Source organism: Massilia sp. GER05 (assembly GCF_052056005.1).
Taxonomy (GTDB): domain Bacteria; phylum Pseudomonadota; class Gammaproteobacteria; order Burkholderiales; family Burkholderiaceae_D; genus Telluria; species Telluria orientalis.
Genome location: NZ_CP178858.1, coordinates 4155825 through 4172231 on the forward strand (window position 1 = coordinate 4155825; position 16407 = coordinate 4172231).

General features: G+C 66.4%; 12 protein-coding genes. 8 read left to right on the top strand and 4 right to left on the bottom strand.

Going from position 1 to position 16407, the window contains the following annotated elements:
* Positions 1-314 precede the first annotated feature (314 nt).
* From ACL58G_RS18455 to ACL58G_RS18470, 4 genes are all read left to right on the top strand, one after another.
* On the top strand, positions 315-4025 hold the full coding sequence (locus tag ACL58G_RS18455; RefSeq protein ID WP_440962726.1) for a TonB-dependent receptor: 3711 nt from the start codon (positions 315-317) through the stop codon (positions 4023-4025).
* A gap of 3 nt (positions 4026-4028) precedes the next feature.
* Positions 4029-7310 (top strand): discoidin domain-containing protein, encoded by a 3282-nt coding sequence (locus ACL58G_RS18460; RefSeq protein ID WP_440962727.1) that lies wholly within the window; start codon positions 4029-4031, stop codon positions 7308-7310.
* 160 nt (positions 7311-7470) lie between these two features.
* Complete coding sequence (locus ACL58G_RS18465) at positions 7471-8493, top strand: glycoside hydrolase family 43 protein (RefSeq protein ID WP_413389044.1); 1023 nt, start codon at positions 7471-7473, stop codon at positions 8491-8493.
* Between the two features lie 95 nt (positions 8494-8588).
* A complete protein-coding gene (locus tag ACL58G_RS18470; RefSeq protein WP_413389043.1) occupies positions 8589-9023 on the top strand; it encodes a hypothetical protein in 435 nt (144 codons plus the stop codon).
* Here the strand turns inward: ACL58G_RS18470 and ACL58G_RS18475 are convergent, their stop codons facing one another.
* The gene (locus tag ACL58G_RS18475; protein ID WP_413338951.1) at positions 9024-9515 is read right to left on the bottom strand and encodes a phage regulatory CII family protein; all 492 of its coding nucleotides are present in this window, start codon (positions 9513-9515) and stop codon (positions 9024-9026) included. It abuts the gene before it with no gap.
* 76 nt (positions 9516-9591) lie between these two features.
* Here ACL58G_RS18475 and ACL58G_RS18480 point away from each other — a divergent pair, with 76 nt between their 5' ends.
* From ACL58G_RS18480 to ACL58G_RS18490, 3 genes are read left to right on the top strand one after another with little or no spacing between them, the layout of a single operon-like run.
* Positions 9592-10332 carry a hypothetical protein gene (locus tag ACL58G_RS18480; RefSeq protein ID WP_440962728.1) on the top strand — a complete coding sequence of 247 codons (741 nt, stop codon included), beginning with the start codon at positions 9592-9594 and terminating at the stop codon, positions 10330-10332.
* Positions 10333-10337: 5 nt separating this feature from the next.
* Positions 10338-11123 carry a DUF2491 family protein gene (locus ACL58G_RS18485; protein ID WP_440962729.1) on the top strand — a complete coding sequence of 262 codons (786 nt, stop codon included), beginning with the start codon at positions 10338-10340 and terminating at the stop codon, positions 11121-11123.
* A 39-nt stretch (positions 11124-11162) separates the two neighbouring features.
* Positions 11163-11927: a hypothetical protein gene (locus ACL58G_RS18490; protein ID WP_413389040.1), complete on the top strand. Its 765-nt coding sequence runs from the start codon at positions 11163-11165 to the stop codon at positions 11925-11927.
* 15 nt (positions 11928-11942) lie between these two features.
* Here the strand turns inward: ACL58G_RS18490 and ACL58G_RS18495 are convergent, their stop codons facing one another.
* From ACL58G_RS18495 to ACL58G_RS18505, 3 genes are all read right to left on the bottom strand, one after another.
* Positions 11943-12914, bottom strand: a complete 972-nt coding sequence (locus ACL58G_RS18495) for a family 43 glycosylhydrolase (RefSeq protein ID WP_440962730.1) — start codon at positions 12912-12914, stop codon at positions 11943-11945.
* 70 nt (positions 12915-12984) lie between these two features.
* Positions 12985-13470: a signal peptidase II gene (gene lspA, locus ACL58G_RS18500; RefSeq protein ID WP_413389038.1), complete on the bottom strand. Its 486-nt coding sequence runs from the start codon at positions 13468-13470 to the stop codon at positions 12985-12987.
* A 191-nt stretch (positions 13471-13661) separates the two neighbouring features.
* Complete coding sequence (locus ACL58G_RS18505) at positions 13662-14669, bottom strand: S41 family peptidase (RefSeq protein ID WP_440962731.1); 1008 nt, start codon at positions 14667-14669, stop codon at positions 13662-13664.
* Between the two features lie 111 nt (positions 14670-14780).
* Between ACL58G_RS18505 and ACL58G_RS18510 the strand changes: the two genes are divergently transcribed.
* Positions 14781-16391 carry a hypothetical protein gene (locus ACL58G_RS18510; RefSeq protein WP_413389036.1) on the top strand — a complete coding sequence of 537 codons (1611 nt, stop codon included), beginning with the start codon at positions 14781-14783 and terminating at the stop codon, positions 16389-16391.
* Positions 16392-16407: the final 16 nt, after the last annotated feature.

Sequence of the window (16407 nt, forward strand, 5' to 3'; positions counted from 1 at the left end):
GTCTCCTCGTTGTGCGGTCAAGGATAGCGCGGCGCGTGTGGCCAAATCGCTCACGGGATTGATCGATTCGGCCGGGGCGGCACGCGGGCGGAGAGTTGCGATAACCAGCGATGCGGCAAACGCGCGAATCGGCGACAAAAAGGAATCGCAATCGCCGCGTTGATCGGTTCGTGTGGTGTTTGCGCACGCACTTCGCTCACGCCGATGAGTATTTCCTGCTGATATATCACGGCGGCTGCACACGACCCTACACTGTTTTCAAGCCGACCCACACAAAAACAGACCGCACAGCGGTCCACCTAGGAGACAGAAAAATGCACGACATCCGACAGGTCATTCGCCCCACGCGCCTCGCCTACGCCGTCTCGCTGGCGGTCGCATCCCTGATGGCGGGCCAGGCTGCGTTCGCGCAGGACGCCACGCCGCCGCAGGACGCGACCAATGCGCAGGCGCCTGGCACAGGCACGGCCGCAGCCGCCGCGCCGCAGGGCAACCAGGAGATCGCGAGCGGCATCGCCACGGTGGTGGTCTCGACCCGCAAATCGCAGCAGTCGTCGATCGCCCGCAAGAAGAACGCGGCCACCGCGCTCGACTCCATCGTCGCGGAAGACGTGGGCTCGCTGCCGGACCGGAACATCGGCGAGGCGATTTCGCGCATGGCCGGCGTGGCGCTGGACCGCGGCGACTTTGGCGAGGGCGTGACCGTCGCCGTGCGCGGCAACGGCCCCGACCTCACGCGCGTGGAGATCGACGGCATGGCCGTGCAGTCCGCGAACACGGCCGGTCCCGGCTCGAGCGGCCGCGGCAACGAGTTCCGCCAGCTGTCCGCGGACCTGATCAAGAGCGTGGACGTCGTCAAGGGCTCGACGGCCGACATGGTCGAAGGTTCGCTCGGCGGCGGCATCATCATCAAGACGCGTACGGGCCTCGACTTCAAGGAGCCGTTCGCCTCCGTCCGCGTGGCCGGCACCACCAATAATCTGAACAAGAAGTGGGAACCGGACACCAACGTCATCCTGTCGCGCAAGTTCATGGACAACCGCCTCGGCGTGATCCTGAACGCGTCGAAGTCGACGACGGCCAACGAGCAGCACCAGATGCAGGTCGCGACGAGCGCGAACACGGGCTATGCGCGTGCGATCGACTTCGACAACTCGCCGGAAAAGACGTTCACCTATAACCCGTCCACGTTGAACATGGCCGATCCGGCGTCGACCACGCCGGCGGGGCCGGCGGCCGGCTCGGTGGGCATCTACCCGTACACAAGCGGCACCGGCAATTACATGACGGCCACGCCGTACGAGATCCTGACCAGGTCGGCCGCGGCCAAGACCAAGGCCGAATGCTACGCGGCGTTTCCGCGGCTGTCCGCGGCCGACGCGTCGCTGGCGAACCTGAGCTCCACCAATCGCAACAACGCGGTCAACGAGCGCCAGAACGAGTTGATCAGCTGCCTGAACCAGTGGAACGACTACACCCCTTCGCTCATTCGCAACAAGGTGCAGACCGAGGTCGATAAGCGCCAGAACCTCGACTTGCGCGGCGATTTCAAGGTCAACCGCGAACTGACGGTCTACCTGAAGGGCAGCTATTCGAAGCGCGACACGACGAACAACACCTCGTTCCTCAGCTTGGGCGGCATGAACGTCAACACGGCCAAGACGTTCGTCGACGCCAATGGCGTGCGCGCGGTCGCCCCGGACGCAGATGGCTACTACCTGTACCCGAACAACGTCAGCTACCTCGCCAACAACCCGGCCGTGCAGGGGGCCGTCACCAACATCGATCCGTCGACCGTGACCGTGGACGCGAGCCACCACGTCACGAGCTTCGGGATCAGCGACGGTAGCGCGGGCGTCGACCAGATCTACCAGAAGAGCAAGACGATCACCAAATACTTCCAGACCGGCGGCGAGTGGCGGCGTGGCGGCCTGGCGGCCGAGTGGCTGGTCGGCGACGCGAAGTCGAAGTACACGAGCGAGCAGTTCCGCACGACGTTCAGCACCAAATACGGCGCGGCGCAGTTGTCGGTGCAGCCGAACGGCCTGTGGGCGTACGACTTCCCGTCGGGCTCGAACTTCAATCTCTACAATCCCGCCAACTATGTGCAGATGGTACAACCGGCGGCGTCGGCGGCGGTCAAGCCCGGCGGCAACAACATCAACGCCATCCCGGCATATACGGCCAACCAGCAGCCTCTGCTGACCTATTCGCAGCCGCAATTGACCTACAACCCGGTGGTGAGCGAGACGGAAGAGCGCACGGCCAAGGCGGATCTGACTTGGGCGACGCCCGAGTCGGTGCCGTTCTTCACCCGCCTCAAGACCGGCTTCAATTTCCGCGACACCCGCTACAAGCTGCCCGGCAATTACGGCAATGGTTATCAGGCGAGCAGCGACCCGAACGTCTGGGTGCAGCCGTCCATCGTCCGCAGTTCGCTGGTCGGCTGCGAGGACACGGCCGGTTCGCTGGGCGCGGGCGGCAACAAGTGCCAGTACGGCTACGTTCCGGGCAACGGGTACAACCGCCTGGGCTCGGGCACGGTATACGTGACGCCGCAGCAGTTCCAGGACTTCGTCGCCAAGTCGATCACGGGTAACATCACCCAGACGGCGTTCTTCAACGGCGCCAACGGGCAGTTCGGCAGCGCCCTGACCAACTGGCCGAATATCGACGTGCCGAAGCTCTTCCAGCTCTCAGGCGTCCCGAACGCGAACCTGAACTGCATCTACACCTGCGTGGGTTCGGACGGCAAGACCTACGACCAGCCGATGGCGCGCATGAGCGAGCGGTCGGAGGCGCTCTATGTCATGGGCGACTTCCACGTCGACCACATCCCGTTTACGACCCGATCTCTGCCGTTTGGCTGGGATCTGGAAGGGAACCTGGGGTACCGCTACATCCGCACCAAGGTGCACGGCATAGGCCAGATGTCGTTCCAGTCGATCACGCGGAACGCGGACTTCGATCCGGCCAACCCGAACGCGCCGGGCGGCGTCAACGACGTGACGGTGACGACCAATACCGCGATCGACGCGACGACCCACGACTTCCTGCCGATCTATAACCTCGCGTTGTGGGTCGTGCCGGACCAGCTCGTGCTGCGCTACAACCGCGCCCGTACGGTCGCCCGCCCGCCGGTGACGTACCTGCTGCCCCAGGGGCTGTGCCGCTACGACGAACGCCTGAGCGAGGACGGTACCCAGACCTGCACGTCGAAAGTGGGCAATCCGGCGCTGCAGGCCCAGAAGAACCTGAACCAGAACTGGAGCGCGGAGTACTATCCAAGCAAGGACACGATGTTCTCGCTGTCGTACTTCAAACAGCAGGGCATCATCGGTCCGGCCATCGTGCAGAGTTCCACTGGTACGCTGGGCCTGGCGATCACCGACCCGACCACGGGCCAGCCGCTCGCCGAGCTGCCGTTCTCGTTCTCGACGTACCAGAATGGCGTGCCGACCACGCGCACCGGCTGGGAATTCAACACCAAGACCGCCTTCACGTTCCTGCCGGGGCCCTTGCGCTACCTGGGCTTCGACGGCAACTATACGAAGCTGGGTTCCGTCACATCCACGCAGAACATCGTCGACCTGCTGACCGGCACCGCCATGCCGCCGCTGCGCGAGTCGAAGTTCCAGTACAACTGGGCGCTCTGGTACGACGATGGCCGCCTGTCGGCGCGCGTGGCGGTGCAAGGGGTCGCCAGCTACTTCGCCAACATCGCAGGCTGGACCGGCAACGGCTTGAACAATTACCCGAACGCGAGCGGCAATACCCGTCCGCCCGCCTACAACCCGGGTTCGCCAAACTTCAGGGACGCCACGCGCTACGTCGATGCGAAGATCGGGTATCGCATCACGCCGGAGATCGACGTCTTCGTGGAAGGCCGCAACCTGAACAACGCCGCGACCAGCAACAGCCAGGGGTCCTACGTACCGTTCTCGAACGGCACGCCGAGCATCCTCGACTACAGCTACGCGGGCCGTCGCATCATGGTGGGTGCGAATTTCCGCTTCGGCGGCTGACGCATGAGGAACCTGCTGGGTATCGCCGCGCTGGCCTGGGCCGCTTCGGCCGGCGCGGCGGACACCATCGACCTCGCCGGCGACTGGCGCTTCGCGCTCGACCGCGACGACGCCGGCGTGGCCGGGCACTGGGAAAGCCGCACGCTGGCGGACCGCATCCGCATCCCCGGCATCCTGAACGCACAGGGCTACGGCGACGAGATCACGGTGCGGACGCCGTGGGTGCTGTCGCTGTACGACAAGAACTGGAACCTGCGCGCGGACTACGCGGCATTCACGCAGCCGGGCCAGGTGAAGGTGCCGTTCCTGAGCCAGCCGCCGCGGCACTACCTGGGCGCGGCATGGTACCAGCGCGACGTCGAGGTGCCGGCCGCCTGGCGCGGCAAGCGCGTCGTGCTGCACCTGGAACGGCCCCGCTGGGGTTCCGGCGCGTGGATCGACGACCGCGCGCTGGGTACCGACGTCTCCCTCGTCGCGCCGCACGACTACGACATCGGCCCCCTCGCGCCGGGCCGGCACCGCATCACGGTGCGCGTGGATTCGCGCGTGCTGATGGCCTACCGGCCGGACTCGCACAGCATCTCCGATTCGCTTGGCATGAGCTGGAACGGCATCGTCGGCAAGGCCGAGCTGCGTGCGACGTCGCCCGTCTACATCGCGGATGCGCAGGTGTTTCCGGACGTGGCCAGCCGCAGCGTGCTCGTGAAGCTCAAGGTCGGCAATGGCGGCGGCCAGGCCGGGGCGGGAACCGTCACGGCCAATGGCCAGCGCATTCCCGTGGGCTGGACGGCGGACGGCGGCCACGCCGAATTCCGCGTGCAATATCCGAAGGACGCACCGGCGTGGGACGAGTTCCACCCGGTGCTGCAGTCGCTGAAGCTGCGCCTCGCTGGACCAGGCGCCGACGACGCGCGCGACGTGTCGTTCGGCTTCGTGCAGGTGGCGGCGCGCGGCACGGACATCCTCGTCAACGGCCGCCCGGTGTTCCTGCGCGGGACGCACCACGGCGGCGACTTCCCGCTCACCGGCTATCCGCCGACGGACGTCGCCTACTGGAAGAAGATCTTCGCGATCAACAAGGCGTGGGGCATCAACCACGTCCGCTTCCACTCGTTCACGCCGCCGGAAGCGGCCTTCCAGGCGGCGGACGAGGTGGGCATCTACCTGCAGCCGGAGCCGGGCATGTGGAACCGGTTCGAGCCCGGTTCGCCCATCGAACAGGCGCTGTACGACGAGACCGAGCGCCTGATCCGCGCGTACGGGAACCACCCGTCGTTCCTGCTCCTCAGTCCCAGCAACGAACCGTCGGGGCACTGGAAAGACGTGTTCGCGAAGTGGGTTGCACGCTTCCGCGCCGAAGACCCGCGCCGCCTGTACACGAACGGCACGGGCCACACGGAGCCGGTCGTGCCGGGTCTCGACGAGGGTGTCGACTACCTCGCGGTGCAGCGCATCGGCCCGAAGCCGCTGCGCAACAAGACGGGCTGGTTCGGGCGCGACTACGCGGCGTCGCTGGATGGCATTCGCGTGCCCGTCGTGTCGCACGAGGTGGGCCAATGGGTCGCCTATCCGGATTTCTCCATCATCGACAAGTTCACGGGCTATCTGCGGCCGGGGAACTACGAGATCTTCCGCGCATCCGCCCGCAGTCACGGCGTATTGGACCGCAACCGCGAGTTCGCGCTGGCCTCCGGCCGCTGGCAGCTGGCGTGCTACAAGGAAGAGATCGAGGCGGCGCTGCGCACGCGCGGCCTCAGTGGCTACCAGCTGCTGGACCTGCACGATTATCTGGGCCAGGGCACGGCGCTCGTCGGCATCCTCGATACGTTCTGGGAGTCGAAAGGCTATGCGACGCCCGACGCGTTCCGCCGCTTCAACGGCGCGACGGTGCCGCTGGCCCGCCTGACGCGCACCGTGTACACGACGCGCGACGCGTTCGACGTCCCGGTGGAGATCGCGCACTACGGCGCGCAGCCGCTGGCCGGTGCGCGGCCGTGGTGGCGCATCGAGGACGATGCCGGGCGTGCGGTCGCCGCAGGGCGGTTCGCCGCGCTCGACATCCCGATCGGCAAGAACATCCCGCTGGGCCGCGTCGCGGCGGACCTCGCACGGCTGCCGGCGCCCGCGCACTACCGGCTGGTCGCGGGCCTGGACGGAACCGACATCGCCAACGACTGGAACTTCTGGCTGTATCCCGGGCAGGTCGCCGCGGCCGTCCCGGCCGGTGTGCTCGTGACGCATGCGTGGCCGGAAGCCGAGGCGCGGCTGGCGCAGGGCGGCAGGGTGCTGTACCTGCCGCGCAAGGCGGACCTGGACTGGACGTCGCCGCCGCTCGCGGACGTCCCCGTGTTCTGGAACCGGTTGATGAATCCCGGATGGTCGCGCATGCTCGGCCTATGGATCGATCGCGCGCATCCCGCGTTGGCGGGCTTTCCTTCGGCCGACCACATGGATTGGCAGTGGAGCGACCTGGTGGCCGGCGCCCGCGCGTTCAATCTCGAACGCCTGCCGGCCGGGTTGCGGCCCATCGTCCAGCCCATCGACGACTGGAACCGCAACTACCGCCTCGGCGCCGTGTTCGAGGCGAAGGTGGGCAGCGGCCGCCTGATGGTGGCCACGTTCGACCTCGAGACCCGCCTGGACGAGCGCCCGGCCGCGCGCCAGTTGCGCCGCTCGCTGCTGGACTACATGGCCGGCCCACGCTTCGCGCCCGCGACGGCCGTCGATCCCGCCGCGCTGCGCGCCAGCCTGTTCGACACGCGCGTGATGAAAAAGCTCGGCGCGACAGCAAGCGGGTGGCCCGATGCGGCGAACGCCGTCGACGGCGACCCCAATACGGTCAGTCTCGTCGCGGTGAAGGGCGATGCGCCGCGGCCGCAGCCGGTGCTGACGATCGCGTTCGCGCAGGCCGTGCCGTTCGACGGGCTCGTGCTGATGCCGCGCCAGAACCATCGCGACCACGAGGGCGACGTGCGCGAGTGGTCCATTCAGGCCAGCGACGACGGCACGACGTGGCGCGACGTGGCCCGGCCGACGCTCCCGTCGACGTTCGATCCGCAGACCGTGCGCTTCGGGCGGACCGTCACGGCGCGCTGGCTGCGGCTGACGTCCCTGTCCGGGTTCGGTGCGGACCGGGCGAGCGCGCTGGCCGATGTCGCGGTGCTGTATTCCGGCCCGGCGCTGCCGGACGAAGCGGGCGAACTGGAATACAAGCGCTCGCGGTCGACGTCGGCCGACGTCGACGAGGCGGGGATGGACGACAGGCCCCGCAAGCGTACGCGCTGAAAACGTATCGGTCGCGCGAAAAATTCTATTGGTCGGGTGAGGGGTACCCGATTATCATGCGATTATCGCCGCCAGCCGTAGGGCGGGCACCCGTGCCCGCGCGAAAGCAAACGTCCGCGTGGGCGCGGGGCGCCCACCCTACGTTTTATCTGGAGGTCCGATGTATCGCTTTGCCCTTCGCGCCCTGCCGGCGCTGGTTCTTTGTGCCGCGGCCGCATTCGCGCCGGCCCACGCCGCCGACCCCGTATTCCACAATCCGCTCGTGCAGCAGCGCGCCGACCCGCAGGTGAGCCTGCAGCCGGACGGCTGGTATTACTACACGGCGACCGTGCCGGAATACGACCGCATCGAGATCCGCCGCGCCCGTTCCCTCGACGACCTGGGTGCCGCCCCGGCGAAGACGGTGTGGCGCAAGCACGCGACCGGCGCGATGGGTGCGCACATCTGGGCGCCGGAGATGCACCGCATCGGCGGCAAGTGGTATATCTATTTCACGGCCGGCAGCGCGGAGCATCCGTGGGAAATCCGCCTGTACGCTCTGGAAAACGCGTCCGCCGATCCGTTTGCGGGCGAGTGGGTCGAACGCGGCCAGGTCAAGACGGGCTGGGAATCGTTCTCGCTGGACGCCACCACGTTCGAACACCGCGGCCAGCGCTACCTCGTGTGGACGCAGACGGCGCCCGACGGCAGCAAGGGCACCAACATCTATCTGGCGAAGATGGACACGCCGCTGTCGATCAAGGGCCCGGCCGTGCTGCTGACGAAGCCGGAGTACGCGTGGGAGAAGGTCAAGTTCGCCGTCGACGAAGGCCCGGCCGTGCTGGTGAGCCACGGCCGCGTGTTCGTCACGTTCTCGGCCAGCGCGACGGATGCGAATTACTGCCTCGGCATGGTCAGCGCGCCGGCGGACGCCGACCTGCTCGATCCGAAGTCGTGGACCAAGCTGCCGGAGCCCGTCTTCAGGAGCAGCGAGAAGAACGGCCAGTGGGGGCCGGGACACAACGCGTTCACGACGACGCCGGACGGTAAGACCGACGTGCTGGTCTACCACGCGCGCAACTACCGCGAGATCCAGGGCGATTCGCTGCACGACCCGAACCGCCACACGCGCGCGCAGGTCATCCGCTGGCGCGCGGACGGGATGCCGGATTTTGGCGAACCGGTGCCCGACGCCCCCCGGTAATTTAACCGTTGCTTTACCGCCCGGCACACTGGCAATGTGACCGGAAAGTCTGGTATTGTTGTCGCCATCGCAACAAAAACAAGACGGAGGACACAATGAACGGTGCGGGCGGTACGAGCGGAGGAACGGGCCAGTTCTTCCTGGGGCTGGTCCTGATGTGCGGGGGCTTCTACCTGCTGCTCAACAGCGTGGTGGTGAGTTCCAGCTTCGGCCTCGGCACGCGCCTGTTCGGCGTGGGCGGCTACGGCATCACGGGCGGGATCGTCCTCATTCCCCTCGTGATCGGCATCGCCACGATCTTCTACAACGCCCGCAACGTGCTGGGCTGGCTACTGGCGATCTGCGCCTTCGCGGCCCTCGTGTTCGGCGTGATCGCGTCCGTGAACATGTCGCTGCGCACGATGTCGGCGTTTGAACTCATCTGCATCCTCGCGCTGGCCTTCGGAGGGCTTGGACTGTTTTTACGCTCGCTGCGCAGTGCGGCCCGCGCAGAACAGGCGGCGGCGCCCGAACGCCGGCTGCGTTCCTGATCAGCGGATGCCGGCCTCGGTCTCCTGGCGCAGACGTGCGCGCCAGGCGCCCAGGGCGGACAGCGCGGCATGGAACTTACGTTCGATCAGGTCGGCCTCGGCCGGGGTGACGGTGCCGTCGAGCAGGGCGGTCGACACCGCCTCGGCCACGGCGCCCACGTCGCTCATCACGCGGCAGACCGTCTGCGACAAGTCGTCCTGGCGCGCCTGCTCCGGCTGTGGCACGACGAACGCCGCCATTCCGTGGCGCACCAGCAGCGCGTGCAGCGGCAGGTGCGCTTCCTGCACGCCGGCCTTGTGGCAGCATTCGACGATCTGCGACACCTCCTCGAACGACGGATAGTGCGATGCGATCGTGGGCGACAGCTTGTTGCGCAAGACATTGGCGGACATGTCGAGCTCGCGCGCCAGCGCATCGATGCCGCCGGGGTACTTGCGCGCCACCGTGTACAGGGCATCGTGCTGGTTCATGTCGAGGTAACGGCGGGTCATGGTATTCCTTTGCTAATTTTACCGGTGCGTGCGACCATCGCGGTCGTTATGCTGATTCTAACTTTCGATCGCTTCCATGACCATGTTGAAGTCTTATAACGTCGCGCTCGTGCTGGCCTTGGTGCTCCCGCTGGCGCATGTCGGGACCGTCGACGCCAGGCCGTCCTCGTCGAGCTCTTTCAAGAGCGGCTTTTCGTCGCAGCGCCCGTCGTCGCCTTCGAAGCCGTCGTATTCGTCGGCGAAGTCGAGCGGCACCAGCTTCGGCTCGTTCAGCCGGCGTTCGGCGCCGCCCGACGCCGCGCCGCAGCAGAATAAATCGCCGGGCGGCTTCGGTTCGTTCGGCCGCGGCGCCGCCACGCCGCAGAAATCGGATTCGGCGCTGTCGCGGAAGCTGGACAGGAACACGGCGGAAGCGAACGCGCTGCGCACGCTGGACGCGCGCCGGCAGGCGCAGGCCGATGCGGCGCGGGACACCCGGCCTGTGCCCGGGTACGAGCAGGGACGGAGCGCGCCGACGTATGCGCCGCCGCCCGTGCAGCAACAGCAGCCGCCGGTGATCGTGCGCCAGGACAGCGGCCTCGGTCACGTGATCGCGGGTGCCATGATCGCGAACGCGGCGCGCGGCGCACATGCGAACAACAACGGCTATGCGGGTGGAACCGCACCCGCGCCTTCCGGCGGCGGCACGTCGTTCCTCGGCGTGTTCCTGACCCTGTGCGTGCTGGCGCTGATCGGCTGGGGGTTGTACTTCGCGTGGCGCCGCCTGCGCCGCGGCCGGGAAGCCAAGAAACCGAATTATTCGTTCGAAAGGAATTGACGAGAATGGCCTGGAAGGATGTCTTCAGCTACGTGCGTGCGGTGGCCGCCAACAAGGGCGTGACGAAGGGCGAGACGCGCGCCGACGACGACGTGCCGCTGGGCGCGCGCATCGGCAGCGTCGTGCAGGTCCAGATGTCGCCGATCATCCGGGCGCAGGCGAACGGCTCGCTGATCGCGATGCCGGCCGCCGCGGACACGCGCATTCTCGCCGTGTCGCAGATCCGCCTGCAACCCGACACCGAGTTGTACCGCCTGTACCTCGACAAGGGCGACGACGCCGCGGACGAGAAATTCCTGCAGGTGTTCTGCGGCGACGACGGCAAGGTGGCCGAAGTGCTGTATTGCACCCAGCTGGCGCGCGTGATCCCGGAGACGGCCGACGACCAGGATGCGTACACGGGCGTGGCCGGCTACGGCCTGGGCGACGCCGGCTACACGCTGTGGCGCGAACAGCTGGCCGACATGCTGGGGGCGCAAGAACTGGCGACCGTGTTCGGCGAGTCGGACCGTCTCGACTACACCCGCGATGCGGGTACGCGGGATGCGCAATTCGTCAACCCGTTCAAGGGCCGCGAGACGCGCATCGACGATGCGCAAGGACAGCACGGCCTGCGCCAGGAAATGTATTTCATGCCGTACGTGCGCCAGCTGGCGGACGGCGGCCGCGAATATTTATTGATCACGACGGAGATCGTGGAAAGCGTCGATGGCGACGCGGGCAAGCGCGGGATCCACGTGGACTTCGTCATCGGCATCCCGATGGAGCAGGAACGCATCGTCATCCAATAACTGTAGTAACCGTTTTCTTCACCGCAGAAAGGAACAACAATGAGCAACGCTAGTGGATGGGGCCTGACCGCACGACTGGTCACGAAGCATTTCGGCGCACTGGGCAACCGCATCGCCGAGGCTATCGCCAACTTCGACCCCGAAACCGCGACCGAGGCCGACCGCGACCGCCTGGTCGCCACCTTGCGCGAAACGGCGCAACTGCTGGCGACGTCGCGCGCGTCGTTCGACAAGGAGCATGGCGACGTGGTGAACCTGCAGAACCTGATCGCGAACGACGAACGCGCCGCCGAGAAGCTGGCCGAGCGCCTGGCCGCCGGCACGATCTCGGAAGCGACCGTGACCATGTTCTGCGACGAGCTGGAAGCGAACAAGGCCCGCCTGCCTCAGGAAATCCAGGAAGAGGCGGATGCGAAGGCGTACATGGACGAGCTGCAGAAGATCGTCGATGCGCTGTCGAAGCAGCTGGCCGAGTTCGACGCCCAGGCCAGGAAGGCGATGCAGGCGCTGGCGGCCGCCAACGCGCAGAAGGAGCTGCAGCAACTGCGCCTCGAGCGCCAGGAACAGCTGAATGGCCTCACGAGCATGCGTGGCAACTCGACGGCGCTGTCCGCGCTGACCCGCCGCGCCCAGGCCGTGACGAACGAAGCGTCCGGTCTGCGCATCGTTGCCGACATCGGCCAGAAGCCGCTGGACCAGCAGGCGGAACTGGATGCGATCCGCAAGTCGGTCAGCCAGCCGGAAACGGCCGGCGAGAGCGCGCTGGAACGCCTCAAGCGCCTGTCGGGCAAGACGGCGGCTTGAGGACGAGATCCCGGGTCAGTCGTTCGGCTGGCCCGGCTTCACCGCGACCTGTTTGATCGTGCCATCCGCGTTATATTCGAGCGGCGCGATGGCGATCGAGCGGCGGTAGCCGCCGCCGCCCGGCAGCAGGGCGTCGTGGTAGAACACCCAGCTCTTGCCGTCGTGTTCGAGGACGGCCTGGTGGTTCGTCGAGATCTTCAGGTAGTCGATCATCACGCCGCGGTACGTGAAGGGGCCCATCGGCGAGTTCGCGGTCGCGTACAGGATTTGGCCGGGCCAGCCGGACGAGAACGAGAAGTAGTACACGCCGTTATGCTCGTGCATGAACGGCGCCTCGCCATATTTCTTCTTCGGGTCGGACGCGGGAAGGCCGTCGATCTTCACGATCCGGATCGGGCCGTCCAGCGAGATCATGTCCGGCTTCAGCTTGACGACCTTCGGCACGCGCGTGCCGAAGTACATGTACGCCTGGCCGTCCTTGTCGATGAAGACGGCCGGATCGATCGGCTCGTCGCCCGCGTTCACGTCGCGCTCGCGGTCGACGAGCGGATCCTTGCGCGCATCGACGAAGCCGCCGTCCGGGCGGTCCGACACGGCCACGCCGATCTTGTCGCCGCCGACGGGCGCATAGAAATAGTACTTGCCGTTGCGGTAGGCCGCTTCCGGCGCCCACGCCTTCGCGTCCGGCCGCGCCCATTTGAACACGGTGACGGCCAGCGGCACGCCGGCGTCGCGCCACGTCTTCATGTCGGGCGACGTGTACAGGCGCCACGTGACGGAATCCCAGTACTTGCCGGTGTTCGACGCGTCGTCCGTCGCGTACAGGTAGAACTTGTCGCCCTTCGCGGCGGGGAAGAAGTGCGGCGACGGGTCGGCATTGAAGCGGGAAGCGATGGGCCGGCCCGCCTCCGGTGCGGCCGCCTGGGCGGCCAGCGCGAGCGATAGGGTGGGTACGAGAACGGCGAAGAAACGGCGAGTCAGGTGCATGGCGGCTCGTGGTCGAATAGTAAAAGAATGTGCATGCTAGCACAGCTTTTGGGACAAATGATATCGATAACTAAACTTTCCCGTGCCTGCTGGAGCCGGTCGCCAGGACGAGGAATAGCGCGCCGCCGAAAATCCACACGTCGGCCACGTTGAAGGAGTACGGATTGTCGATCCCGCAGCAGCTCACGTTGATGTAGTCGGCCACCGCACCGTACACGATCCGGTCGTAGGCATTGCCGAGGGCGCCGCCGATGATGGCGCCGGACGCCAGCAGCAACGGCCAGCCCGACTTGTTGCGTACCCAGAATGCCAGCGCAATGGAGGCGACGATACTGATCGCTACCAGCAGCCAGCGGGCGTCGAACCCGTTCAGCAGGCCGAAGTTCACGCCCTTGTTCCAGGCCATCACGAAATTCAAGTATGGGGGCCAGGCGGGGATCTGGTGGACGGACGCCAGGTCGAGCCGCTCGACGATGACGATCTTGGAGAGGCGGTCGAGGCCGAAGAACACGAGCGATGCGACAGCGGTGCGGAGCAGGGGGCTAAAGGAAGTCATGCGTCAGCTAGTCTTGAATGGTGAGGTCGACATCGACCGTCTCTTCGTACACGTAACCCTCGGCTTCATTGCGCAGCAACACCTTGACGCGCTTGATCGTACAAGGCTCGCCGGATCGATTCGATGACGCTACCGGTGGCAGTCGATGTCATCCGTACAGTGTACGGTCAAAGTTGAACTGATGCGTCATTTCATCGGGACGGGGCCGCGTCGAGCTGCTTCTGCAGCATGTCGTTCGCCACCGCGAGCGCATCGGCGGGCTTCGCAGCGACATCCGGCATGACCCCTGAGCCTTCCCAGTTCGTGTGGGTAATCGGGCTGATGGTCCGGCTATGCGGGATGGCGGCAAAGAAATGGTCGCCGAGGCGATACAACGCGATCGGGTGGGCACCGCCCCACGTCCGTGCCCCGACCACGGTGGCGCGTTTCAACGCCTGCATCGTATAGGTGAAATCTTCGCCGGCGGACGCCGTCCCCGGCCCGGCCAGGATCGCGACAGGCTTCCTGCCGCCATAGCGTCTGCCGTCGAGTGCGCCTTCGGTCCAGGTCTGTGTCGTCCTGCCGGAATCGCGCGACCAGATGTCGTTCAGGCGCGTGGGGCCGTCGACGAAATAGCTGATCAGCAGCGCCACCGATGCCGGGTCGCCGCCCCCGTTGTCGCGCACATCGACGATGAGCGCGTCGGTATCGGACAGCTTGTCCAGTGCGGACGCATACGCTCCCGCCACCGCGGCACGGGGTGGAAATGACGATATCCGCAGATAGCCGATGGCGGGACTCAGATGGCCGGCGTCCTCGACACCGTCATATCGGGCCCGGGCGGCGCCGGATGCCGCCCTCGGCATGACATCCGGCTCGACGCCGGGACGCAACCGCTTCGGGCTGAACTTTACCTTCATGTGCAGGTCGTGGGCCACGGACGCCATATCGGCCGTGAGCTGCGCGGCGAATCGCTCGCCGCTTGTGATGGCGCCGTACGCGCCATCATGCTGCCGCTGTCGCAGCAACATTTCGATCTGCCTTGCCCTGTCGTGGAACACGTAGTGCTGGTCGAGCCGGGCGACGAGCGTATCGATCGTTTGTGCGCGCGTCGTGCCGTCGACTGACAGGTCGGGCCGGAAGAGGTCCGGCAGGGCAACGACGGTGCCGGCCAGCCCCAACGACAGCAAGATCAACAGGATGAACAGGTTTCTTTTCAATTCTTTCCCCCTCGCTGAGCAGGTTATCGGAAAGGCTGCCCGGGAAAATGCGTGGATTGTCACATCGGTTCGGTAATCATATTCGACACCATGCCGTGTTAAGCTCGCCTCATGCATAACGTTCCCAGCCCGATCTTCACCATGTTGCTGGCCGCGGCCGTCAGCGCCAGCGCTTCCGCCGCCACATTGTCCGTCGGCCCGGGCAAGGCGTTTTCCGCACCGTGCGCCGCCGTCGCCGCCGCCCGGGACGGCGACACCATCGAGATCGAAGGCGGCACCACGTACCAGGGCGACGCCTGCAGGATCGCCCGCAACGGCCTGACCATCCGCGGCGTGAACGGCCGCCCCCGGATCGACGCGGCCGGCAAGGAAAACGGCGGCAAGGGTACGTGGGTCGTGACGGGCAACGACATCGTCGTCGACAACGTCGAGATGACGGGCGCGAAGGTCGCCGACCAGAACGGTGCGGCGCTGCGCCTGGAGGGCACCAATTTCACGTTGCGTCACAGCTTCCTGCACGATAACGAAAACGGCATTCTCAGCGGTCACAACGAGAACAGCGACATCCTCGTCGAATACACCGAGTTCGGTCACAACGGCTTCGGCGATGGCCAGACCCACAACCTGTACATCGGCAAGGCCAGGAGCCTGACTTTCCGCTACAACTATTCGCACGATGCGAACGTCGGCCACAACCTGAAGTCGCGCGCGATGACGAACACGATCGTCTACAACCGCTTCTCGAGCACGAATCCGGGCGAGAAGGGCAGCACGGCCTCGGGCCAGCCGAGCTACGAGATCGACCTCCCGAACGCGGGCACATCCTACGTCATCGGCAACGTCATCCAGCAACCGGCCGCCAACCAGAATCCGGCCATCGTGGCGTACGGGGAGGAAGGTGCGACCAATCCGGGCCAGGACCTGTACTTCGTCAATAACACCGTGGTGAACGACTTCGCCGGCGGGACGTTCCTGTTCGTCAGCGGCAAGGTTTCGACGCCGGCGCTCATCCAGAACAATATCTTCGTCGGCAACGGCATACTCAGTACCCAGTCCAGCGCAGTACTGAAGAACAATTACCGCGCTCTCGCGGCCGACATCGCCGATCGTTCGACCGGCAGCTTGCGGCGCTTCGCCAGCGCGCTCGTGATCGGCGCGGGCACCGACCCGGGCAAGTCGGCCGCCGGCGTGCCGTTGGTGCCGACGGGGCAGTACAAGGACGTCGCGGCGGGCGAGGCGCGCCCCGTTTCCGGCGCGCTGGACCTCGGCGCCTTCGACGTGCGGGGCGCCACGGCGCGTGCGAAAGCGGTCTCCTGGACCGAATGCGCCGCGGAGGGCAAGGTCTGCCGGTTCGGCGGCACGCGCGAAGTGAGATTCGGCAGCGAAGGCGCGTACACGTCGAAGATCGTGACCGCATCGACGCCCTGCACGACGGCCGTGTTCGGCGACCCGGCGCGCGGCCTGGCCAAGGCCTGCAGCTATGCCGACGTGACCACGGCGGCGCCGGCCGCGCAGGCGAAAACCGCCGCGGCGAGCGCCTGGACGCCGTGCGCGGGCGAGGGCGCCATCTGCCAGCTCAGCGGAACCAATCGGGTGCGTTACGGTACCGAAACCAAAAACGTGACCAAGGTGTTGACCGGTCCCGTGACCTGCTCGAACGCCACGTTCGGGGATCCTGCCCACGGTTCCTTGAAGACCTGCAGCTATCGGGCGGGACGGTGACGGCGCCGGATCGGTG